The sequence below is a fragment of the Devosia honganensis genome (assembly GCF_042648785.1).
In the GTDB taxonomy this organism is placed as follows: domain Bacteria; phylum Pseudomonadota; class Alphaproteobacteria; order Rhizobiales; family Devosiaceae; genus Devosia; species Devosia honganensis.
Map to the genome: position 1 here is coordinate 122,015 of NZ_JBHRYD010000013.1, position 22,235 is coordinate 144,249.

19 protein-coding genes are annotated in these 22,235 nt (G+C 63.2%); 9 read left to right on the top strand and 10 right to left on the bottom strand.

All coding sequences use genetic code 11. From position 1 onward, the window contains the following. Positions 1-59 precede the first annotated feature (59 nt). Positions 60-1,475 carry a glutamate--tRNA ligase gene (gene gltX, locus ACFOOL_RS13790; protein ID WP_380097782.1) on the bottom strand — a complete coding sequence of 472 codons (1,416 nt, stop codon included), beginning with the start codon at positions 1,473-1,475 and terminating at the stop codon, positions 60-62. A gap of 108 nt (positions 1,476-1,583) precedes the next feature. Here gltX and ACFOOL_RS13795 point away from each other — a divergent pair, with 108 nt between their 5' ends. Beyond that, on the top strand, positions 1,584-3,698 hold the full coding sequence (locus ACFOOL_RS13795; RefSeq protein ID WP_380097784.1) for a ComEC/Rec2 family competence protein: 2,115 nt from the start codon (positions 1,584-1,586) through the stop codon (positions 3,696-3,698). 8 nt (positions 3,699-3,706) lie between these two features. Here ACFOOL_RS13795 and ACFOOL_RS13800 read toward each other — a convergent pair whose 3' ends face one another. Genes ACFOOL_RS13800 through ACFOOL_RS13810 form a run of 3 tightly spaced genes read right to left on the bottom strand, consistent with a single transcriptional unit; the run spans position 3,707 to position 6,115 of the window. Next, complete coding sequence (locus tag ACFOOL_RS13800; protein WP_380097785.1) at positions 3,707-4,579, bottom strand: SMP-30/gluconolactonase/LRE family protein; 873 nt, start codon at positions 4,577-4,579, stop codon at positions 3,707-3,709. A 1-nt stretch (position 4,580) separates the two neighbouring features. Further along, positions 4,581-5,186 carry a 2-dehydro-3-deoxy-6-phosphogalactonate aldolase gene (locus ACFOOL_RS13805; protein ID WP_380097786.1) on the bottom strand — a complete coding sequence of 202 codons (606 nt, stop codon included), beginning with the start codon at positions 5,184-5,186 and terminating at the stop codon, positions 4,581-4,583. A gap of 11 nt (positions 5,187-5,197) precedes the next feature. Further along, positions 5,198-6,115, bottom strand: coding sequence for a 2-dehydro-3-deoxygalactonokinase (locus ACFOOL_RS13810; RefSeq protein WP_380097787.1), 918 nt, complete (start codon positions 6,113-6,115; stop codon positions 5,198-5,200). Between the two features lie 229 nt (positions 6,116-6,344). On the opposite strand from ACFOOL_RS13810, the gene ACFOOL_RS13815 reads away from it, so the two are divergent. Continuing rightward, the gene (locus ACFOOL_RS13815; protein WP_380097789.1) at positions 6,345-8,153 is read left to right on the top strand and encodes an IlvD/Edd family dehydratase; all 1,809 of its coding nucleotides are present in this window, start codon (positions 6,345-6,347) and stop codon (positions 8,151-8,153) included. A gap of 138 nt (positions 8,154-8,291) precedes the next feature. Here ACFOOL_RS13815 and ACFOOL_RS13820 read toward each other — a convergent pair whose 3' ends face one another. Continuing rightward, positions 8,292-8,639: a nuclear transport factor 2 family protein gene (locus ACFOOL_RS13820; protein WP_380097791.1), complete on the bottom strand. Its 348-nt coding sequence runs from the start codon at positions 8,637-8,639 to the stop codon at positions 8,292-8,294. A gap of 260 nt (positions 8,640-8,899) precedes the next feature. On the opposite strand from ACFOOL_RS13820, the gene treZ reads away from it, so the two are divergent. After that, entirely contained in the window at positions 8,900-10,747 is a 1,848-nt protein-coding gene (treZ, locus tag ACFOOL_RS13825) for a malto-oligosyltrehalose trehalohydrolase (RefSeq protein WP_380097792.1), read from the top strand. A gap of 607 nt (positions 10,748-11,354) precedes the next feature. Here treZ and ACFOOL_RS13830 read toward each other — a convergent pair. The 3 genes from ACFOOL_RS13830 to ACFOOL_RS13840 all read right to left on the bottom strand — a co-directional run bounded on the left by ACFOOL_RS13830 (position 11,355) and on the right by ACFOOL_RS13840 (position 13,702). Beyond that, entirely contained in the window at positions 11,355-11,792 is a 438-nt protein-coding gene (locus ACFOOL_RS13830) for a CBS domain-containing protein (protein ID WP_380097793.1), read from the bottom strand. Positions 11,793-11,802: 10 nt separating this feature from the next. Beyond that, a complete protein-coding gene (locus ACFOOL_RS13835; protein ID WP_380097794.1) occupies positions 11,803-12,564 on the bottom strand; it encodes an SDR family oxidoreductase in 762 nt (253 codons plus the stop codon). Positions 12,565-12,730: 166 nt separating this feature from the next. Continuing rightward, positions 12,731-13,702, bottom strand: a complete 972-nt coding sequence (locus ACFOOL_RS13840) for an alpha/beta hydrolase (protein ID WP_380097795.1) — start codon at positions 13,700-13,702, stop codon at positions 12,731-12,733. A 284-nt stretch (positions 13,703-13,986) separates the two neighbouring features. Between ACFOOL_RS13840 and ACFOOL_RS13845 the strand changes: the two genes are divergently transcribed. From ACFOOL_RS13845 to ACFOOL_RS13860, 4 genes are all read left to right on the top strand, one after another. Then, complete coding sequence (locus ACFOOL_RS13845) at positions 13,987-14,748, top strand: alpha/beta fold hydrolase (protein WP_380098012.1); 762 nt, start codon at positions 13,987-13,989, stop codon at positions 14,746-14,748. 359 nt (positions 14,749-15,107) lie between these two features. Beyond that, a complete protein-coding gene (locus tag ACFOOL_RS13850; protein WP_380097796.1) occupies positions 15,108-16,772 on the top strand; it encodes a PAS domain-containing sensor histidine kinase in 1,665 nt (554 codons plus the stop codon). 1 nt (position 16,773) lies between these two features. Continuing rightward, positions 16,774-17,151, top strand: a complete 378-nt coding sequence (locus tag ACFOOL_RS13855) for a response regulator (RefSeq protein ID WP_380097797.1) — start codon at positions 16,774-16,776, stop codon at positions 17,149-17,151. A 5-nt stretch (positions 17,152-17,156) separates the two neighbouring features. Then, positions 17,157-17,819: a response regulator transcription factor gene (locus tag ACFOOL_RS13860; protein ID WP_380098013.1), complete on the top strand. Its 663-nt coding sequence runs from the start codon at positions 17,157-17,159 to the stop codon at positions 17,817-17,819. Between the two features lie 643 nt (positions 17,820-18,462). Here the strand turns inward: ACFOOL_RS13860 and ACFOOL_RS13865 are convergent. Next, the gene (locus ACFOOL_RS13865) at positions 18,463-19,359 is read right to left on the bottom strand and encodes a sugar phosphate isomerase/epimerase family protein (RefSeq protein WP_380097798.1); all 897 of its coding nucleotides are present in this window, start codon (positions 19,357-19,359) and stop codon (positions 18,463-18,465) included. A gap of 24 nt (positions 19,360-19,383) precedes the next feature. Next, the gene (locus tag ACFOOL_RS13870) at positions 19,384-20,541 is read right to left on the bottom strand and encodes an ABC transporter ATP-binding protein (protein ID WP_380097800.1); all 1,158 of its coding nucleotides are present in this window, start codon (positions 20,539-20,541) and stop codon (positions 19,384-19,386) included. Between the two features lie 47 nt (positions 20,542-20,588). Between ACFOOL_RS13870 and ACFOOL_RS13875 the strand changes: the two genes are divergently transcribed. Together ACFOOL_RS13875 and ACFOOL_RS13880 are read left to right on the top strand one after the other, a co-directional pair. Further along, complete coding sequence (locus ACFOOL_RS13875) at positions 20,589-21,269, top strand: GntR family transcriptional regulator (protein WP_380097802.1); 681 nt, start codon at positions 20,589-20,591, stop codon at positions 21,267-21,269. Then, positions 21,266-22,162, top strand: coding sequence for an alpha/beta hydrolase fold domain-containing protein (locus ACFOOL_RS13880; protein ID WP_380097803.1), 897 nt, complete (start codon positions 21,266-21,268; stop codon positions 22,160-22,162). The genes ACFOOL_RS13875 and ACFOOL_RS13880 overlap by 4 nt, the downstream gene beginning before the upstream one ends. The last annotated feature ends 73 nt before the right edge of the window (positions 22,163-22,235 follow it).

The following is a 22,235-nucleotide window of genomic DNA, read 5'->3' on the forward strand; positions in this document are numbered from 1 at the left end:
CCGATAGCTCAGTATGACTTATCGCTGCGCCTCTGCAGGGGGGCAGGCGCGGCGAGCGGTCAACGGGGGATCTGGTCGCCGAGCCGGGCCATGCTTTCTTCCCGGCCGATCAGCACCATGACCTCGAAAATGCCCGGAGAAACGGTGCGTCCGGTAAGCGCGGCGCGCAATGGCTGGGCCAGCTTGCCCAGCTTCAAACCCTTTTCTTCCGCCAGCTTGCGCATGGCCGCGTCGATGGCGGGCACTGACCAATCGGCAAGCCCCCCTAACGTTTCGGCAATACCCGCCAGCACCAGGCGGCTTTCATTAGTCAACAGTGCGGCGGCGGCCTCGTCCGCTTTGATCGGGCGCTCGGCATAAATGAATTGCGCCAGGTCGATCAGCTCCAACACCGTCTTGGCGCGGGGCTGCAATTCCGGCAGCGCCGCCAGCACGGTGTCGCGATTGGCCTCGAGCCCCACGGCGTCCGCCTCGCGGCCGGTTTCCCGCGCCGTCTCGATCATGACCCCATAGAGATATTCGGGCGCAGCCTCCCGGATATAGTGGCCGTTGAGGTTTTCGAGCTTGACGAAGTCGAAGCGCGCCGCGCCCTTGTTGAGCGCCTCGAGGCTGAACCATTCCACCATCTGCTCGGTGGAGAAGATTTCGTCGTCGCCATGGCTCCAGCCGAGCCGGGCGAGATAATTGCGCAGCGCCTCGGGCAGATAGCCCATCTGCCGATAGGCCTCGACGCCCAGCGCGCCGTGCCGCTTGGAGAGCTTTGCACCGTCCGGGCCGTGGATCAGCGGGATATGGGCCATCTCCGGCACGGTCCAGCCCATGGCGTTGTAGATGACGATCTGCCGGGCGGCATTGGTCAGGTGATCGTCGCCGCGAATGATATGGGTCACGCCCATATCGTGGTCGTCCACTACCACCGCATGCATATAGGTCGGCGAACCGTCCGAGCGCAGGATGATGAAATCGTCCAGATTTTCCGTCTTGAACACCACGTCGCCCTGCACATGGTCGCGCACGACGATCTCGCCGCTCAGCGGCGTCTTGATGCGGACGACGGGCGAAACGCCCTCGGGCGCCTCGGAAGGGTCGCGGTCGCGCCAATAGCCGTTATAGCGCGGCGGTTTGCCGGCGGCGCGGGCGTCTTCGCGCATCCGGTCCAGCTCCTCGGGGGAGCAATAGCAGTAATAGGCATGCCCCTTCTTCACCAGCTCATGCGCCACTTCGGCGTGGCGGGCGGACCGGGCGAACTGGCTGATCGGCTCGCCCTCCCAGTCGAGGCCCAGCCACTTGAGCCCGTCGATCAGCGCGGTCACCGCTGCCTCTGTCGAGCGTTCCCGATCGGTGTCCTCGATGCGCAGCAGCATCTTGCCGCCCTGGTTCCTGGCATAGGCCCAGCTGAAAAGGGCCGTGCGAGCGCCCCCGATATGCAGATAGCCGGTGGGAGAAGGAGCGAAGCGGGTGACGACCTGGGACATGGAAGACCGGAGGATTTGAGGAATTGCGGGCTGTGTGTAGCATAGGCGGGCTTGAGCGCAAGGGTGGGGGCGTGCGTGCAGGGCGGCAAGGGGATATCGGAAAAGCCGTTGGCGTGGCGGGACCGGCCGGCGCGCAAGTCCTGGCCGCCGGATACCGGGGGCACCGGCTGGATACTGGCGGCCTTTTCCAGCCTCGCTTCCGCCCTCGCCGAGGCGGCATATCGGCGGCGGCTGTTCGTTCTTTTGCCATTTCACCTGATCTTCGGTCTTGCCCTGTATGCAGCACTGCCGGCGGAACCGGCCGGTCTGGTTCTTGCCGGCGGCGCGATCCTGGCTGCGGCGCTCATCGTTCTTGCCGGCCGGCGGCGCTCCCTCGGGGGGCTGCGTCTCGGCGTACATCTGGGAGCATTCTGGTTCGGGTTTTGCCTGTTGCCCCTTCATGCCGCCTTCTTCGGTACGGCCATGCTCGCCTATCCCACCTTCGGCACCTACGAGGCGCACGTGGATGAAGTCATCTCCGCCGATGACCGCCAGCGGCGCGTGCTGGTTTCGCTGTTGCAGCCGGTCGATGGGGCGAGGCCGGTCGATATTCGCCGCGCGCGCCTGCTGCTGCCCTCGGAAACTGATTTACAGCCGGGAGATCGCCTGCGCGCCGCCCTGCGGCTGGCGCCGGTGCCGGGACCGGTGCTGCCGGGCGCCCATGATGGTCAGTTCCATTCCTTTTTTATCGGCGTCGGCAGTTATGGCTCCGCTACGGGAGCCGTCGAGCGGATCGCCGACGGCGACGCCACCGATATGGCCCGGAACGTGCAGGCGCTGCGAAATGCCATTGGCAAGCGCATCGATGCGGTTCTGGACGGAGACACTGCCGCCATCGGCAAGGCCATGGTGGTGGGTGACCAGAGCGGCATTACCGATGCGGCGCGCGACGTCATGGCCGCTTCAGGCCTTGCCCATATCTATTCGATTTCGGGCCTGCACCTGTCCATCGTCGCGGGCGGCATCTTCTGGCTGGTGCGTCTCGGCCTCGCCAGCGTTCCAATTCTGGTCGCCTGGCCGGTCAAGCAGATTGCCGCCATGGTCGGGCTGGCCGCGGCCTTCCTCTATCTGCTGCTGGCCGGCGGGGTCGGCAATGTGCCGGCCTTCCGCTCCACCCTCATGCTCGGATTGATTTTCGGCGCCGTCCTTGCCGGCAGGCGGGCGCTGACCATGCGCAATGTCGCCATCGCGGCCATCCTGATCATCCTGATCGATCCGGCCAGCGTCTTTCGCCCCAGCTTTCAGCTATCCTTTGCTGCGGTCGTCGGGCTGATCGGCATTTACGAGCTGCCCCGCCCGCTGGCGAACGGAAATCCCGGCCGGCTCGCGCGGCTCCTGCGCGTCGTCGCCGTCACCGCCTGGACCAGCTTCATCGCCGGGTTCGCGACGCTGCTGTTCTCGGCCTATCACTTCCAGCAGACCGCGCCGCTTGGCGTTCTGGGCAATGTGCTGGCGCTGCCCTTTGTCAGCCTCGTCATCATGCCCTTCGGCGTGCTGTCGGTACTGGCCATGCCGCTGGACCTGGAGGCGGCTTTCATCTCGGTCATGGGCTGGGGCATCGATCGCATGGTCGATGTGGCTGAACTGGTCGCCGGGTGGAGTGTCGGGCTGACGGGCAATCCATTGCTTGCCGGCTGGACCCTGGGGGCGGGCCTCGTGGCTCTCGCCTGGTTCGCTTTCATCGAGACGCAGTGGCGCCTGCTGGTGCCGGCTCTGGCCGTTGTCGTGATCGTCGCCTTCGGTTCCGAGCCGCGCCCCGACGTGCTGATCGCCGATACCACCCAGGCCGTCGCCATTGCCTCGGGCGACGGCATGGCGCTGGCCAGCGGCCGCACCGGCAGCTTCGCCGTCGATGTCTGGAGCCGCCATTACCAGACCGCAATCGCGGCCAGGCACCCCGATGCGCGTTGCGACGCGCTGGGCTGCATCGTGCGGACGGCAGATTTTTCCGTCGCCATTATACGCAATGCCGCTGCCTTTGCCGAGGATTGCGGCCGCCACGATCTGATCGTCGCCCGCATCCATCCCCCGCAACGCTGCTTCGAGGAGGGCCTGGTGATCGGTCCGGCGCAACTCGCCGCCGGCGGCGTGCATCGGCTGGGCTGGGATGCGGGTGCGGGGCGCTTTGACGTTCGCCCCGCTATCGGCACGCTCGATCGGCCTTGGCGGATTCCGTCGCGCTGATGCGGGCGTCAGGGCCGGATTCGGGCTTCGGGCAGGCCGGCAACGTCGAGGTCGATATAGAAGATGCCTCCGGCCTTTTCAGCCTCGGCCTGCTCGGCCGGGAGGGACCGGCTCGCCGTGGTGAGAAACAGGCGCTTGAGATCCTTGCCGCCGAAGGCCGGGCAGGTGACCTGGCCTGTCGGAACCTCGACGATGCGGTCGAGCGAGCCGTCGGGCGCATAACGGATGACGCAGGAGCCGCCCCAGCGGGCGTTCCACAGATAGCCTTCGCTGTCCACCACAGCGCCATCGGGATGGCCGCGATGCTCCGAAACATCGGCGAACAGCGTCCATTCACCGATCGGCATGCCGGTTTCCGGGTCGGTCTGGCATTTGAGGATTTTCCGATCCGGCGTATCGGCCCAATAGGCCGTGCGCCCGTCCGGCGAGAAACAGGTGGCGTTGGGTATGGCCACGTTGGAGATTATCGTTGCCAGTGTCCCTTCGCGATAGTGATAGACCGCGCCCTGTTTGGGGCCTTCCTGCTTTTTCATCGTGCCGATCCAGAATGCGCCGGAGGGGTGGACACGGCTGTCATTGGTGCGGTTGGCCGGAACGTCCCGCTCGATATCGACCAAATGCTCCAGTGTGCCCGATCCTATGGTGAAGCGCTTGAGGCCGGTTTCCGCCGCCAGGATCAGATGATCGTCATCGACGATGGCGGCAGCGGCGACGATTTCATCGAAACGCCATTCGCCCTGTTGTTCGCCCTCTTCGGTGGCGGCGAACAGCGTACGGTTTTCGATATCGAACCAGAACAACTGGTTGCGACCGTCATGCCAGATCGGGCCTTCTCCCAGGGAACACCGGCTGTCGATGAGGAGGCGGGCGGTATCGGTCACGTCAAACTCCCTTGTCATAGGCGGCGACCGCCAACGCGGCCCGTTCGGCCACTTCGGCCACGGTCGTGGCGGGCTTGAAGATATAGGTTCCAAGGCCGAAACCGGTGCAGCCGGCGGCGAAGAACTCGTGGAAATTGTCGGGATTGGCGCCGCCCACGGCATAAAGGGGCAGGGCGGGCGGCAACACCGCCTTCATCGCCTTGATGCCCCTGGCTCCCAGAACCTCGGCGGGGAAGAATTTCAGCCCCGTGGCTCCGGCGCGGATGGCGGCGAACGCCTCCGTGGGCGAGAACACGCCCGGGTAGGATTTGAGCCCCAGGCGCACGGTTTCGGCGATCACCGCGACATTGGTGTCGGGCGAGACGATGAAGGTTCCGCCTACCCCGGCCACCGCCCTGGCGTCTTCCGGCGTCAGCACGGTTCCGGCGCCGATCTCGGCCTTTCCGGCCAGGGCCTCCGCCGCGCGGGCGATGCTGACGGTGGCATCGGGCGAGTTGAGCGGCACTTCGATCAGCGTGATGCCGGCTTCGGCAAGGGCGGTGCAGACGGGAACCGCCTCGTCCGGCGTGATGCCGCGCAGGATGGCGATGATGTGGCGATGGTTCATGTCGGAAAGCCTCATTCCATGGAAGCGCGTGCCGCCTTGAGCCCGGCCAGCACCACTTCGGTTGCATCGACGGTGCGTCCACTGGCGCCGTCCATCTCCAGCACTTTCGCATAGAGCCGGCAAAGCGGAGCCGAGCCGATCAGCGGCACGGGCTCGGCGCCGATCTGCCCGCGATGCGCGGCGATCTCGGTGCCGATCAGCAGGCCCGATAGATAGCCGGCGCACCAGTCCGGCTCACGGCCCGAAAGCAGTGCTCCGGCCCGCACGCGAAACAGCCGGCCGAGCAGGTCGCCGGGCGCGTCGAGCCCATCCTGCGCCCCCGCCGAAAAACCCTCGTCGCGTCCCGGGCCATCGAGCGTCCCCTGCAGCGAATGGCGCAGCACCGAATGGGTCTTGAGCAGGTCGAAAAGCTCGCCGGTCATGGCGGTGGTGAAGCGCTGGATGCGGGTTCCGTCCAGCAGCGCCCATTTCGAATGGGTGCCGGGCATGCAGACGAGGCCCCCATAGCCGGGCGAAAGCACGGCCAGTCCCAGCAACTGGGTTTCCTCGCCCCGCATCACATCCTCTCCGCCCTGCTTCTGGCAGACGCCGGGAAGGATCGCGGCCGTAAGCGTTCCATCCGGCATCGTCGGGCGAACGGCCCCCGCGCCGAGCTGGCGCAGATCGGTCGGGGCCTCCAGATAGGGCGCTTCCATCCAGCCCTGCCGCGCTCCTGCCATCCCGCAGATCAGGACCTCCAGGCTCGACCCGGACGGGTCGAGCCGTGCAGCCACTTCCGCCAGCGCCGCCGGAAATTCCACGCCGGACAGTTTTCCCATGCCTTTTTCGGAACTGGCCGAGCCCGTGACCGTGCCGCTCGCGCCAATCCCCCATGCCCGCAGATTGGAGGTGCCCCAGTCCACGGCCATCCATGCAACGGTCTCAGTCAAACCAGTTCCCGCCTTTTCTGTCCCATGCGCGGCGCGACCCTAGAGTGTTTTCGCCGCCGCCGGAAGCGCGAGCCGACAAATTCCCTGCGGTGGATTTTAGGCATTGGCAGAGCGCCTTCCGATTTGTATGATTTATTCACAGGCCCCGTTCGCAGCGCCTTCGGCGCACGGACCGGGACCCGGAAAGGCCCTCAGATCCGCAGGTGCGGATTCAGCAAGGATAGGCAAGATGACGGCAGACAATGGCGGCTCCGGCGGCCGCAAGCTGCGCTCGCGCGCGTGGTTCGACAATCCCGACAATCCGGACATGACCGCGCTCTACCTCGAGCGCTACATGAATTTCGGCGTGTCGCGCGAGGAGTTGCAGTCCGGCAAGCCGATCATCGGCATCGCCCAGACCGGGTCCGATCTCAGCCCCTGCAATCGTCACCACATTGTGCTTGCCGAGCGGGTGCGCGAGGGAATTCGTGAAGCCGGCGGCATCGCCATCGAATTTCCGGTGCATCCGATCCAGGAAACCGGCAAGCGCCCTACGGCGGGCCTTGACCGCAATCTGGCCTATCTTGGCCTCGTGGAGGTGCTTTACGGCTACCCGCTCGATGGCGTCGTCCTGACCATCGGCTGCGACAAGACCACGCCGGCCATGCTCATGGGGGCGGCGACGGTCAATATCCCGGCCATCGCGCTGTCGGTCGGCCCCATGCTCAATGGCTGGCACAAGGGCGAGCGCACCGGTTCGGGCACCATCGTGTGGAAGGCCCGGCAGATGCTGGCCGCCGGCGAGATCGACTACCCCAAATTCATCGAGCTCGTGGCGTCTTCCGCTCCTTCCACCGGCTATTGCAACACCATGGGCACGGCCACGACGATGAACTCGCTGGCCGAGGCGCTGGGCATGCAGCTTCCCGGTTCCGCCGCCATTCCCGCGCCCTACCGCGACCGGCAGGAAATCGCCTACCGCACCGGCAAGCGTGCGGTGGAGATCGTGCATGAGGATTTGAAGCCCTCCGACATCCTCACCAAGCAGAGCTTCCTCAACGCCATCGTGGTCAATTCGGCCATTGGCGGCTCCACCAACGCCCCGATCCATATCAACGCCATCGCCCGTCATATCGGCGTCGACCTCGGGATCGACGAATGGCAGGCCCATGGCCATCAGGTGCCGCTGCTGGTGAACCTGCAGCCGGCGGGTGAATATCTGGGCGAGGATTACTATCACGCCGGCGGCGTGCCCGCCGTGGTCAACGAATTGATGAAGCAGGGCCTCATCCACGAGGATGCCCCCACCATCAATGGCCGGAGCATCGGCGAAAATTGCCGCGACACGCCCATCCAGGACGAAAAGGTCATCCGTCCCTTCGGCGAGCCGCTCAAGGCGGAGGCGGGCTTCCTGGTCCTGCGCGGCAATCTGTTCGACAATGCCATCATGAAGACCAGCGTGATCAGCCAGGAATTCAGGGACCGCTATCTCAGCGATCCGGCTCATCCCGGCATGTTCGAGGGCAAGGCGGTCGTGTTCGACGGACCCGAGGATTATCACCACCGCATCGACGATCCGGCGCTGGAGATCGACGAGAACACGCTGCTGTTCATGCGCGGTGCCGGCCCGGTCGGCTATCCGGGTGCCGCGGAGGTGGTCAATATGCGGCCGCCCGACTACCTCATCAAGAAGGGCATTCATTCGCTCGCCTGCATCGGCGACGGTCGCCAGTCGGGCACCTCGGGCTCGCCCTCGATCCTCAATGCCTCTCCGGAGGCGGCGGCGGGCGGCAATCTCGCCATCCTGCGCACCGGCGACCGGGTGCGGATCGACCTCAACAAGGGCGCGGCCGATATCCTGATTTCCGACGAGGAGATCGCAACGCGCCGCGCAGCGTTGGAGGCGGACGGCGGCTACAAATTTCCCAGGCATCAGACGCCCTGGCAGGAAATCCAGCGCGGCATCATCGACCAGTTGGGCGATGGCGCCGTGCTCAAGCCGGCGGTCAAGTACCAGCGCATCGCCCAGACCGAAGGCGTGCCGCGCGACAACCACTGACGCCGCTTCGCCCTTCGGGTTGAAACGACATGGGCCCCGGTGGAAGCCGGGGCCCTTTTCGTGAGGACGTCTATGAATGGCAACAGCCGCCGATAAAGCCTGGTGTTGAGAAAGGTGCGCCCGCGCTCCCCACGGGCGCTATACAGGCGTTTGCTGGTGGCTGATCATACGCCACCCCTCGGGACGCTTCACATAGGTCGAGATACAGCGAGCCCGGTACGGCTCGGCGCCCTCCCGCCTGCCTTCCGCTGCGTAGGCCAGCACGGCCGTTGTGCCGGCTGTGATCGCTCGCTGGTCGGACATCTCCAACTGGGTCCATCTGGGAGCGTGGCGAATACTGTCGATGATCGCTTCGCGGTCGAGGATGCCGAGGCCGGGAAACACCATCACCGCTTCATCGTGAAGATTGGCTTCGTAGGCTTCCACACCATCGAGCCAGAAGGCCCGCTCCACCATCCAAAGCCCATCCATATCCATTTTCGCCATCCCTTGACTGCTTGGGGCAGCAGCCCCGCGAAACCCCCGGCGGCCTGCGCAGAGAACGCCCGGAAAACAGCAACGCTTGATGGCATCCGCAAGGCAACGCCTGGTCCGGGTCTGAGACCAGCTTAGGTCTACATCCTCGGGCTGTCGGCTGGCGCTGGAGCTGCCGCTCCACATGTCTCCGAAGGAACGATTCGCTGTCCGGTGGCTTGAGGCCATGCGCAGGATTTCGCGCCATCTCCGGAGCCGTCAAAGGAAACGACATGTCGTCGATCGCAGCCGCCAGGGTGCGGCCTACTGCGCGCTGGGAACAGGAATCCAAGTTCGGAACCCAGATCACCGCCGAGGGCGTGCGCTTCCGTCTTTGGGCGCCATATAAGACGGCGGTCTCGCTCAAACTATTCGATCCGCGACGGACCTTGCCGATGCGCTCGCTTTCGCGGGGATGGTTCGAGTTGGAGGTTGAGGGGGCCGGCGCTGGTACGCGATATCTTTATGTCATGGATGACGGCACCGAAGTGCCGGACCCGGCGTCGCGCTTCCAGCCGCGAGACGTGCATGGTCCCAGCGAGGTCATCGACCCGCAATCTTTCGAATGGACCGACCGGGGCTGGCGCGGGCGCCCATGGGAAGAGATGGTGTTCTACGAAGTTCATATCGGCACTTTCTCCCGGGACGGCACGTTTCGCGCAGCGATCGACAAGCTCGATCATCTCGCCGAGCTGGGCGTCACCGCGATCGAGCTGATGCCGCTGGCCGATTTTCCCGGGCGCTGGAACTGGGGTTATGACGGAGCCTTGCTGTTTGCTCCGGACTCCTCCTATGGCCGGCCGGACGACCTCAAGGCGCTGATCAATGCGGCCCACGAGCGCGGCATCATGATGTTCCTCGATGTCGTCTACAATCATTTCGGCCCTGAAGGAAATTACCTCAAAATCTATGCTCCGGCCTATAGCAGCAAGCACGAAACGCCTTGGGGGCCGGCCGTCAACTTCGACGATGAAGGTTCCGCCATGATCCGCGAATTCGTTTTCGCCAATGCGCGCTATTGGCTGAACGAATTCCGGTTCGACGGTCTGCGTTTCGACGCCGTTCACGAAATCCAGGATACTGGCCCCAAGCATATGCTGCAGGATCTGGCCGAGCAGATTCGCGGCGCCACCGACGGTCGACATATCCATTTGGTGGCGGAGAATTCGTGGAACCAGGCCAATTGGCTCAAGCGCAAGGAGGATGGATCGGCGTGGCTCTACAACGCGCAGTGGAGCGACGACATCCATCACAGCCTCCAATCGGCGGCTTCGGGCGACAGTGCCTGGTATTATGCCGACTATCATGGACGGACTGATCTGCTGGCGCGCGCGCTGGCGGAAGGGTTTGCCTTCCAAGGCGAACGGATGGAACACCAGGGCGCCACCAAAGGTGAGCCCAGCGCCTTTCTTCCTCCCACCGCCTTCGTGTCATTTCTGCAAAATCACGACCAGGCCGGAAATCGGCCTTTCGGTGAACGCCTGCCTGACCTGATTGGGCCCCAGGCCCTCCGCAGCCTGACCGTGATCAACCTGCTTTCCCCACATATTCCGCTGCTGTTCATGGGTGAGGAATGGGGAAGCACCAATCCTTTTCTCTATTTTTCCGACCTGGAAGGAGACCTTGCGGATAAGGTCAGGGCGGCCCGCAAGGAGCAATTGAAGCAGTTTTTGGACAAAGGCGATCAGGGGCGCCAACCGCTGGACCCATTGAGCCGAGAGGCTTTTTTGGCCTCCAAGTTGCCGTGGGAGGAGCTCCAGCGCCCCGCCTCGAAGGACCATGTCGCCTTCGTGTGCGCCCTTCTTCGCCTGCGTGCCGCTGAAATAACACCTCGTCTCGCCTTGGCGCCGGGCGATGGTTCCGACTACCGCGTGCTGGGCCCGGGTGCGTTCACGGTCCGCTGGGCGCTGGGCGATGATGCAATGCTTGCGCTCACGGCCAATCTTTCCGAGACGCCGCTTGACGATCAGTCGATCGGGAAAGGGCATGCCCTGTGGACCGAAGGCAGGGTCACGCATGATCATCTCGGCCCTTGGTCGGTCTTGTTCGGGCTTGAAGGAAAGAAGGCCGAAGCCCGATAGGGGCCAACGCGCCAGGAAATCCGCGGAAAAGAGAACGGCCCCGCTTCCGGGGCCTTTCGGTCGATTGCTTCAGCCTGAGGCGGTCTGTCGGGCCCACTGTACGGGACCAACTTATGTGGGCTGCCTATCGCCGACGGTCGGTTTGCCTCAGGGTATGGAAATTCTCTCGTTGAATCAATGGGCTAAGAATTTGGTTTGCCTCAATTTGGCAACGAACCACCCAACAGTTCGCCTCACTTCGAAAATTGCAGGCAACAGTTCGCCTCAACTCACATTTTTGGCGGCGGTACAGGCTTATCCACCTCTGCGAAGGAGCAAAGACTGGCGGAGCGGGTAGGGCGTCGGCTTCACGAGTGCGGGGCTTCTGCGGTCGCTGCTTAACCGAAGAGGTGGCCAGGAGGGCAATGGCGTTTAGCTTTTTGTGTAGTCGACTCGTCCATTCGGTGCGCCCCCCAAATCCCGGAAACGAGACGCCGATGCCAAAAGCCGCCCTAACCTCTCGAATGATTTCTGACTTTTGCCGCGTACGCTTGGTGAATGTCCTCGAGGAAAGTGATCGATCTGCAGTGTGCCAGTACCTAACCGATCTCCTCGAACTCTTCTCGTTTCAACGATAGCCGTAACCGGCGATGTAGTTGATGAGCTCATTCTCCTGGCGCTCCTCGCTCTGCAGGATGGCTTCGAGAGCATCTCGGATGTCGAGCATGCCAACCGGTTTGCGGTTGGCATTGAGGAGAGGCAGATTCTGCAAGCGTTGCTGGGCCATGAACTGCCAGGTCTGCCGGAGGTCGGCCTTGGGCGAGGCGGACACGACGGATTGGGACATGACCTCGAGCAGGGGCGCTTCGCCATATGTCCAGCGCGCCAAATGGCGAACGAGATCCGACTTGCTGACCACACCTCTCGCCTCGCCTTTGCTGCCGAGAACCACAAGCAAACCGACTTGGGTATCGGAGAGTGCTTCTGCCGCATCCCGAACCGAACGATGTTCGTCAAAGGTTCGTAGGCGGGCGAGGGCCGCGGGCATAACGTGTGAGATAAGCATGGCCATCTCCTCAGGCTGTCTGCAGATGGTTGCGGGCCAGCCAGTCGTCGAGACCGATGGCGCCGATGAATGGCTGGCCCGGTCCGGGGATCAGGGCGCGTTCGTCGATGCGGATGCCGAAATAGGTCGCGGAGGGGTCCGAAATCACCAGCCGTTCGTCGTGGTTCACCGCCAGCACGCGGTCCACCACGTCGCTCAGCCGGTAAGGCTGCGGGCCGGCAAGTTCCAGCCGCCCATTGGCAGGCGGGCGAACCGCTAGTTGCGCGAGCGTTTCGGCCACATCATCGGCCGCGACCGGTTGTGTGAGCGCGGGCGGCAGGCGGACGATCTGGTCCTGCGTGCTTGAGGCTGCGATGCCGCCCATGAATTCGAAGAACTGCGTGGCGCGCAGGATGGTGTAGGGAACGCCGGATTCCGCGATCAATTGTTCCTGCAGGTACTTGGCCCGGAAATAGCCGCTATCGAGCAAATGGCCGGTGCCGACGACGGACAGCGCCAGATGGTGGCGGACACCGGCCGCGCTCTCGGCGGCGAACAAGTTGTGGCACGAAGTGAAGAAAAAGTCCCAGGCGACGGCGCCATCGAAGGAGGGCGAGTTGGCGACGTCGATCACCACCTGTGCATCTTCCATGGCTTCGGGCAGTCCATCGCCCGTGACGGTATTAACACCTGTGGAGGGGGAGGCGGCGACAACAAAATGCCCGCCCTGGCGTAACCGTCCCACGAGTCTCGAGCCGATGAACCCGCTGCCGCCGATGACCACGATTTTCATGATGTTCTCCTGTGTTTGAGAAGTTGATTGGCCTGGAGAGCATCGCTGGTCCGGCAAGGCCGGAACATTGTTCGGAGGACTTGATGTCCTATGTCGAAGGTGTAGGGACGGTAGGCAGTGTGGCCATCAGGCCCCACGCGGCGGGCATCGGCCCGCCGCCCGAGACTCAGGCCTCTGAGAAGACAAAGCGCAGATAGCCAGTGGCCTGGCCGATGGCGCCCCGTACCGCGGGGGTGGCGGCAAGCGCGTTGAGCATCACGAAGTCATGGACGGTGCCGTTGTAGCGAACCGAGGTAACACGAACGCCCGCGTCGGCGAGCTTGCGGCCATAGGCCTCGCCCTCATCGCGCAGCACGTCGTTCTCATCGGTGATGAGGAGCGTCTGGGGCAGCCCCACGAGTTCGTCCTTCGTGGCGTTGATCGGCGAGGCGTGGCTCTGTGCCCGCTGGCCGGCCTCCGGAATGTACTGTTTCCAATACCAGGCCATTGCGTCGGCGGTGAGCCAGGGGCCGTTGGCGAACTGCTGGTAGGAGCGGGTCGACATTGAAGCGTCGGTGACCGGGTAGAACAGCAACTGTGCCTTGAAGGCCGGCCCTTTTCGTTCCTTGGCAAGTAGCGCGATCACCGCGGCCATGTTGCCGCCGACGCTGTCGCCGGCGACAACGATGCGGTTGCCGTCGATCATCAGCTTTTCGGCGTTGTCGGCAACATGCTTGGCCACGGCATAACCCTGTTCGACGGCGACCGGATAGCGCGCTTCGGGCGCGCGCTCATAGTCGACAAAGATCAGTGCGGCATTGGCGCCGGTTGCCAGCTCGCGGATGAGCCGGTCATGCGTGTCTCGATCGCCAAGCACCCAGCCGCCGCCATGCATATAGATGATGGCGGGCAAGGCGCCGGTCGCGCCGGTGGGCCGGATGACGCGGATATTGGTGCTGCCGGTCGGGCCGAGAGGCAGGGCGACGTCCTTGACTAGCACATCGGCGAGCGTGAGGTCCTCGGCCTGCTGCACGCTGGTGAGGACGCCACGCGCATCGACGGGTGCGAGGGTCTGGATCGGCTTGTCGGAGGGAAGCCCCTCGAGGAAGGCCTGTACGGCCGGGTCGAGGACGGGGGTGGGCGGGATTAGCTTGTTCACTTTCGAATCCTTTCGTTCAGGTGAGAGAGCGTTGGTCGCTCGATCTCATCTCCTGCCAGTCAATCCCATCCGGCCATTCAGCCTCGGAGCCGGTTCGCCAGTGCAAGAGGCGTAGCCACCTCTCTTTCGGAAGGGTTGGAGGTGGCGGGAGGCGGAGGCCCGTCTATCCATTCGTGCAGCCCAAGCTCGCCCCAAGCGTGAATGGCTGCCGCTCCCGAACGCGCCATGTTCGGCCACGGCCAATCCCGGCCGATTGGAGAACAACAATGCACAAGACACTCGGAGTGATCGCCCTTGCCGCCGCGGCGGCGTTTGGCGGCGCCGGTGGCGGCGTGGCGCAGGAAGCGGCAAAGCCGACCATTATTCTCGTACACGGCGCCTTTGCGGATGCCTCGGGCTGGAACGGCGTGATTGCCAAACTGAACGAGGATGGCTACCAGACCATCGCCGCCGCCAATCCTCTGCGCACGCTTTCGGGCGACGCCGCCTCCGTTTCGGCGGTGGTGAAGTCAATCCCTGGCGATGTGGTGCTGGTCGGCCATTCCTATGGCGGGCTCGTCATCACCGAGGCCGCAAACGGCAACGCCAACGTCAAGGCACTGGTTTATGTGGCCGGGTTCATCCCCGAGGCCGGCGAGTCGGCCTTCTCGCTATCCACCAAATTCCCGGGCTCGACGCTGGGCGACGCTTTGCAGCCGATGCCGTTGCCGGATGGCAATGTCGACCTCTACATCCAAGCGGCGAAGTTCCACGATCAGTTCGCCGCTAATCTGCCGGTGGATGTCACCGCGCTCATGGCGTCGACGCAGCGTCCAGTGACGCAGGCGGCCCTCGAGGAGCTGACCACGGTCGCCACCTGGAAGGATATTCCCGCCTTCACCGTTTATGGTTCGGCCGACTACAACATCCCCGCCGCCGTACAAGAGTTCATGGCCGAGCGAGCCGGTGTGGTGAAAGCCGTGGCGATTGAGGGAGGCTCGCACGCGCTGATGATCTCACATCCCGACGAAGTGGCCGCGCTGATCGTCGACGCGGCTGCGAATTGAGCAAAGAAGGGCCGGTGGTAACGCCGGCCCACTTGCCGGTATCTTCGAACGAGCCGTGTCAACCGGACATGACGGCAATGGCGAATGTGGCGATTTTTTCGGTTTCTCCCCGCGGCCGAAGAAATAGCAGACGAGTGCTTTTCCCGTCCGGCTCTACCCGAAGGATGGATGATCCTATACCCTCGTATAGGTGCCCTGGGGCCTCATGTTGGCTATTGATGGCGACGGGGAGCATCAGAGAGGAGGCCATCACGGAACCCTCATCATCAACGGCTGCCGGCTCGGACCCGGTGGGCCATATCCATCCGGAAGATCGGCCTGCCGCTCTGCAGGCGCTTTCGCGGGCTTTCCGTCACGGAGTGCCACAGATCATCTTCTGTCGCCAGTTGCAGGACGATGGAGGCTACGCGCTCGGCAAATTCCAGGCCGAGCCTGGCTATGATGCTGCCGTCCCCGTGGAGCCATTAGTGCAGCGGCCGGACGAAGCGTGGACCGCCACCGACGACATCGGAGAGACCGATGCAGCCGTGAGGGCAGCGAAAATCATCGAGCAGATGCACGGCGCCGCCTTCGCCTTCGACGCGAATGGGCAGTTCACCTATGCCACACCTGTGGCGCAGACCTCGATCGGCATGACGCTCGACGATCTCAATCGCCCACTCGGTGACAGGAGTTTCCTCGACGGCGGCGATCTTGGCTGGAAGCTCGGCGTGCACCCCGACGACTATCCCGCAGCCGCCGAACACCTGCGGATGTGCATGCGCACCGGGCAGGATTTCAACTTCGACTATCGCGTGCTGCGGTCGACAGGCAGCTATGTCTGGCACCGTTTCACCATTCGCCCCACGCTTCGCCCTGATGGCCGGATCACCGGATGGTACGGCATCGGCATCGATATCGACGTCCATAGGCGAACCGAGGATGCGTTGCGCGCCAGCGAGCAGTCGTTGCGGGAATTGATCGAGACCTTGCCGGTAATGGTATACTGCGCCGACTCTCAGGGCCGACCGACTTTTCGCAGTCGACGGCTTCGCGAGTATCTGGGACTTGGCGGCAACGGTGAGATCGGCGCGGGGTTGGGCGCAACGCTGGAAGGCATCATTCACCCTGATGACCTTGAGGAGGTACGCCAGCACTACGGGCGCTCGCTCGACACCGGAGAGCCCTATGCCCGCAGGCATCGGCTGCGTCGCTTCGACGGCGTCTATCGCTGGGTCGAAACCCGAGCCTCGCCAATGCGCGACGAGCGCGGACACATTGTCCAATGGAACGGCGCATGCGTCGACATCGAGGACCAGGTGCGGGCGCAGGATGAACTGCGGGCTTCGCAGGATCGCCTCTCACGTGCAGCACAGGCTGCAAGCCTCGCCGAATTGTCCGCATCGATCGCGCATGAGGTGAACCAGCCCCTTGCCGCCATTGTTGCGAACTCGCACGCGCTTGAACGCTGGCTTTCCGCCGATCCGCCCAATCTGAACCGGGCCGCTGCGACCGGGGGTCGTATCGTGCGCGATGCCAATGCAGCGGCCGACGTCGTCAGCCGCATCCGGGCCTTGTTCAGGCAATCGAACGAGACGCGGATCTCCACCGATGTTGCCGAAATCGTGGTCGAAGCCCGCAATCTGCTCGCCGAAGACGCTCTGCGCCGGGGCGTCAGCATCGTGCTGGACTTTTCGCCGGGCCTGCCACTCCTGCGTGTTGACCGTGTCCAGATTCAGCAAGTGCTGGTCAACCTGATGCGCAATGGTCTTGAGGCCATGGCGGCATCACCTGGGCCCGTGTTGAAGGTCAGGGCGCTGGAGACTTCCGGCGCTGTCCAGGTCGAGGTTTCGGACAACGGTCCCGGGTTGGGTTCTCCCGAGACGGTGTTCGAGCCCTTCTTCACCACCAAGCCCAGCGGCATGGGGATGGGGCTCGCCATCTGCCGGAGCATTGTGGAGGCCCATGGCGGACGACTGTGGGCCGAGACCAATATGGGCGGCGGAGCACGCTTCTGCTTCACCCTGCCGAAAAGCGAGATATGACGTGACCAAGGCCAGAGCCACGATTGCCGTGGTGGACGACGATATGCGAATGCTGGAATCGCTGAGCGATCTGCTGGAGGCGAGCGGCTATCATGCAATTTCCTTCCAGTCGGCGACGGCACTGATCGAGGAAGGCCTGCGTGAAGTCGACCTGATCGTCGCCGATATTGGCATGCCGGGGATGGATGGATTCGAACTGCGCGATATTGCGCAGCGAGAACGGCCCAGCTTGCCGGTCTTCCTCATTACGGGGCGACATGAACTAGCAGAGCGGGGGCGGATAAGGGGGGGATCCCAGGTCTTCCGCAAGCCGTTTGATACGGGGGCTCTTCTGGCGGCTGTCGCCGGCGCGCTTCACCCAATCGAACAGGGAGAATGACCATGATGACGCATAGAGCCGCCCAGCCTGCCTCCATGTCAGTCGCATCCGCTTCGGGCGTGCCGCTGGTGATTGTCGTCGACGATGATGCCGCTATACGTGAGGCGATCACCGATCTCGTCCAGTCGGCCGGCTACGAGACGACAGCCTTTGGTTCCACCGCGGATTTGCTCGTTTCGAATGCCGTTGACGCTCCTGGATGCCTAATCCTCGACGTCCGCATGCCGGGCGCGAGCGGGCTCGATCTGCAGCGCCAGCTGATGCGCAACGGCAATCCGAAGCCGGTGATCTTCCTCACGGGTTTCGGCGATATCCCCATGACCGTCGAGGCCATGAAGGCAGGAGCAGTCGATTTCCTCACCAAGCCGGTGCGGGACCAGACACTGCTCGATGCGATTGCTGTCGCGCTGACCCGGGACGCGGAGCAACGTGCTGCCGGCGCCGAGCGCCAGCGGATGCTCGATCACCTTGAGGCGCTCACGCCGCGCGAACTGGAAGTCCTGCGTGAAGTCGCGCGGGGCAGGCTGAACAAGCAGGTCGCCTTTGATCTGAGCATCAGCGAGGTGACCGTGAAGCTCCATCGCAGTAACGCCATGCGGAAGATGGACCTTCATTCGGTGAGTGAGCTGGTTCGTGCCTGGCAGCTCCTGCCGCAGGAACTCCAGTAGCGCGGGGCGAGGAGCAGACGCGGGCGTAACCGATGCGGGCCATGTGTCATCAAAGTTTAGGCTCAAGGCTCGCATGTCACAAATAGTCGGTGTCAACCCAGAAGTTATAGGTGAAGGGTGGGGGCTGTTACGTCGCGCCAGGGTAAATCCTGATGTAGCAGACTGCTTTGCACACATCATTTAGGGCAGCCAGGTAGTCGATTGTCGCGAAGGGGGGCGTATTCAGACAGGCAGCTCTTGGACGCAACCTGGCGATAGCGGACAATTCTATGCTCAGAGCCCCGACAACCTGTCGAGTCGTTGCCGCAGTTGCGGCAAAAATGGGCTTGTCGTCAGCGCGTGTGCATCGGCGAGGGGTTTGGACGCCGATCGGCACGATAAATCTTTGAAATTCCAATCATCGGCGGGGTCATACTAGGGTGCCGAATAACACCTGACCCCTGATCGGCCAGTTTGGCGCGCTTTGGAGAATGGCGACGAGGCGTTCTTGAAAGCGATCGAACGGATCAGGACAGAGACGCTGCACGAGTGCCCATAGCGGCACGATAGGGGCGATCGCGCTGAAACGCGGGCCGGCCCGCAGGGATCAGAGCTAGGCGCTGATTGCGCCTAGCATGGTGCCGAACGAAACGCTGGCTGGCTGTCAGCTCAGCTTGTAAAGCGACGCGTTGGCGGCATTCAGCTCCACGACTATGCGGTCAAGCGCTTCCTGCGCCGCTGCGTCGTTATCGGTCCACATGGTACGCCATGTCGCTAGATTGGCGTTGAGCTGCGGATTGGACGTGCCGGCCGAGAAAGCTTCGTATCCGAGGGGACCGGAATAGCCCGCACGCACGGCGGCTCGCACAGCACCAGCAATATCGACGCTGCCCGTGCCCAGGCGCCCGCGATGGCTCTCGCCGATCTCCAGATAGGCCAGGCGCGGCATGCAATACGCGATGGCAGCAGCCATGTCGCATTCCTCGATATTCATCGCATAAGTGTCGAGATGGACCCAGAGATTGGAATTACCGATCTTATCCAGGAAGGCCATAGCCTGAGTGCCGGTATTGATCATGCTGGACTCGTAGCGATTGAGCACCTCGATGGACAATTTTATACCAGACTTGGCGGCCTCGGTCGCGCATATGTCCAGTCCACGCATGGCATTTTCGACGCCCTGGGGATCGACGGGGCCGGCATGCTTAGTCAGCGCCTGGTGGATTGGGCCGCCCAAAAATGTCGAGCCCATGTCGCGAGCCTTGGCAATAGCCTCCAGCAACCTGCTGACGCCGCGCTCGGAAACCGTCTTGTCGTTAGAGGCGATGTCGTCTTCAAGCGCGAAGACGAATGTGTTGACCGGGCTGGTACCGCATTCCGCGAATACCCGGGCAGTCTTGTCTGGGTCGACGGCAGCCAGATTGCGCAGGGGCACGCAGATCAGGTCATAGCCTTGCTCGGAAGCCTTGCGGATGGCCGGAAAGCCCTCCTCCTCACCCCAACGCGAGAGATAGACGCAGGGGTTGATGCCAATTTTATTGGTGAAGTCACGCTTGATCACAATAGAACTCCGGGGGTGAAAAGATCAGGCTGATTGACGGGGCAGATGAAGGCCGGTTTCGGCGTCGAAGACGTGGAGGCGGTCGAGATTGAGTTCGAGATCTATGCGCTGGCCGGGTGCGGAGATGCGCCCGGGGGTTAACCGTGCCATCAGGCGCAGGCTGCCAATCGCGCATAGCGCGAACGTATCCGACCCAAGCGTCTCAACGAGTTCACTTGTTCCGGTAAGAGCGAAGCTATTGGGCTTTTCGCCGTGCCGGGGCTGCTCGAGATGCTCGGGACGGATTCCGATCATGACACGATGGCCTGCCCGAAGGTCATAGGCGTGCAGCGGCAGTTCGATGTCGTCATCAAGTCGGATAGAAATGTCGCGCCCGCTGCCGATAACGACCCCCTCAACCACATTCATGGCCGGGGAGCCGATAAACTGGGCGACGAACAGGCTGTTGGGCTGATCGTAGAGTTCGGTTGGGGTACCAACCTGCTCGATGAGCCCGTCCTTCAGCACGGTGATGCGATCAGCTAGGGTCATCGCCTCAGTCTGATCATGGGTTACATAAATGGTGGTGGTGCGCAAAAGCTGGTGCAGGCGCTTGATCTGCAGCCGCATTTCGACCCGCAGCTTGGCATCCAGATTGGATAGGGGCTCGTCGAACAGATAGACCAGTGGCCGGCGCACGATGGCGCGGCCCATGGCGACGCGCTGGCGCTGACCGCCCGACAATTCGCTCGGCCGCCGGTCGAGCAGGGCGCCGATTTGCAGTATCTCGGCAGCTTCGGCGATGCGGGAATCTATTTCGGCCGGCGCAGCCCTTCGCATCTTGAGCCCGAAGGCAAGATTTTCACGCACCGACATATGCGGATAAAGCGCGTAATCCTGAAAGACCATGGCAATGTCACGATTGCGCGGCTCGATATCGTTGATCCGGCGCCCAGCAAGCGTCATCTCGCCTGATGAAATGGTCTCGAGGCCGGCAACCATACGCAGCAGCGTGCTTTTACCGCAGCCGGATGGGCCGACGAAGACCATGAATTCCTCGTCCGCAATCTCGAGATCGACGCCACGTACAACCGGAAAGGCGCCGAAGTTTTTGTGAATGTCCCTGAGGCTGATTGCCCCCATGGCTTCTTCCCTCTTGCGTCGTTTTAGGAAATCACTATCAATATCGATATTGATAATCATAGTAGGCAATTCGGCGCAAGCCCCGCCGAATAGGATTGGAGACCGCAGTGCCGCTGGTGCAGCCCGATGAGATGTTGAGACAAAGCAAGAGTGCGAGTGTGCTTGAAACGCTCAAGCGGCAGATCATGCTGGGTCAGCTTCTTCCTGGGGAGCCGCTGATCGAGATGGAAGTGGCGCGCAATTTTGGATGCAGCCAGGGCACCGTCCGTGAAGCGCTGCTGAAATTGCGCGACGAGGGACTCGTCTATCGCCAGGGCCACAAGGGCACGCGGGTATCCGAATGCGGGCACGACGAGGCGATTGAAATGTTTCTCGTGCGCCGCGGCATCGAGACGCGCGGCATGATGCGAGCCGTGGGAAGCGGCGACGCTACGCTGGTCAATGACATAAAAGATCTTGTGCGGGCCATGGAGGATGCATCCCGCCTGGGCGACGAGTATCGCCAAACGCAATTCGATCGTGCGTTCCATCAGCGCCTATTCAGCGCCGCGCAACTGCCGGCGCTGGAGCCGATCCTCGACCGCTGCCTGCTGCACAATCATCGCTACAAGATCGTGATTGATACCGGCCCGCGCGATCTCAAGGTGCAGGCTTCACGACACTGGTCCATCGTCGAGGCGATAGAAAGCGGGGACGTGGGCCGCGCAGTGGCCGCCATCGGCCACCACATCGAAACCATTATCGATCTCGGGCCGGCAATCTTCGAAGTCCGGGGCGCAAGCGCATGACCGGGTTGAAGATGTCGCGCGCTTATGTCTTCGGGGAGACAATGCAGCCCGAAATGGCTACCATCGTCGCGCGGCTCGCCGAGGAGGATGCGGGCCTCCCCGATCCAACGCTGATCGCACCGAAGGAAGCCCGCCTCCTGGCTGAACAGACCAATAGCCGTTGGAACCGCGACCTGCCGGCAATGGAGGCCCGTGAGGTTTCCGACCTTGCCGGGCTCGGCTTCCGGTGCCGGCTGGTTGCGCCCCCCGGCGCAGCGGGCCTGATCCTCCACCTGCACGGGGGCGGCTGGAGCCTGTGTTCGATCGATACGCATGAACGCACTTGCCGATGCCTCGCCGCCGCAACCGGCATGGCGGTGCTTTCGATCGACTATCGACTTGCGCCAGAGCATCCCTTCCCCGCCGGCCTCGATGACTGCCGTCTTGCGCTGGCGGCATTGCCGGCGCTGGCGGATCTGTTGGGCCTGCCGCACCGGCTGGGGATCGCCGGCGATTCAGCGGGCGCCAACCTAGCGCTGGCGGCCATGCTCGCGACCCAAGCCGAGGGCGGCATGCTGCCCGATTTCGGCCTGCTGTTCTATGGCGTCTATGAGAACAATCCATCGACACCGTCGCACCACCGCTACGGCGTGGGCTACGGCCTCACCACGGAGCGAATGGGCCGCTATTGGTCCTGGTATGCTCCCGAACCCGCAGATCGGCACGATCCGCTGGCGGCCCCCCTTCATGCCAGCACCGACGCCCTGGCGCGACTACCCCCACTTTATCTCAACGCGGCGGGGCTCGACCCCTGCTATGCGACAGCCTCGCTCTTGCAGCCAGGCTCGACATGTTGGGTCGTAAGGACACCCTGCATGTTCATGACGGCGTTATCCACGGGTTCATGCAGATGACTACGGTCCTCGGCGAAGCCCGGGACGCCTTCACCAAAGCCGGCGACTGGGTTGCCGGATTGCGCAAAATGGG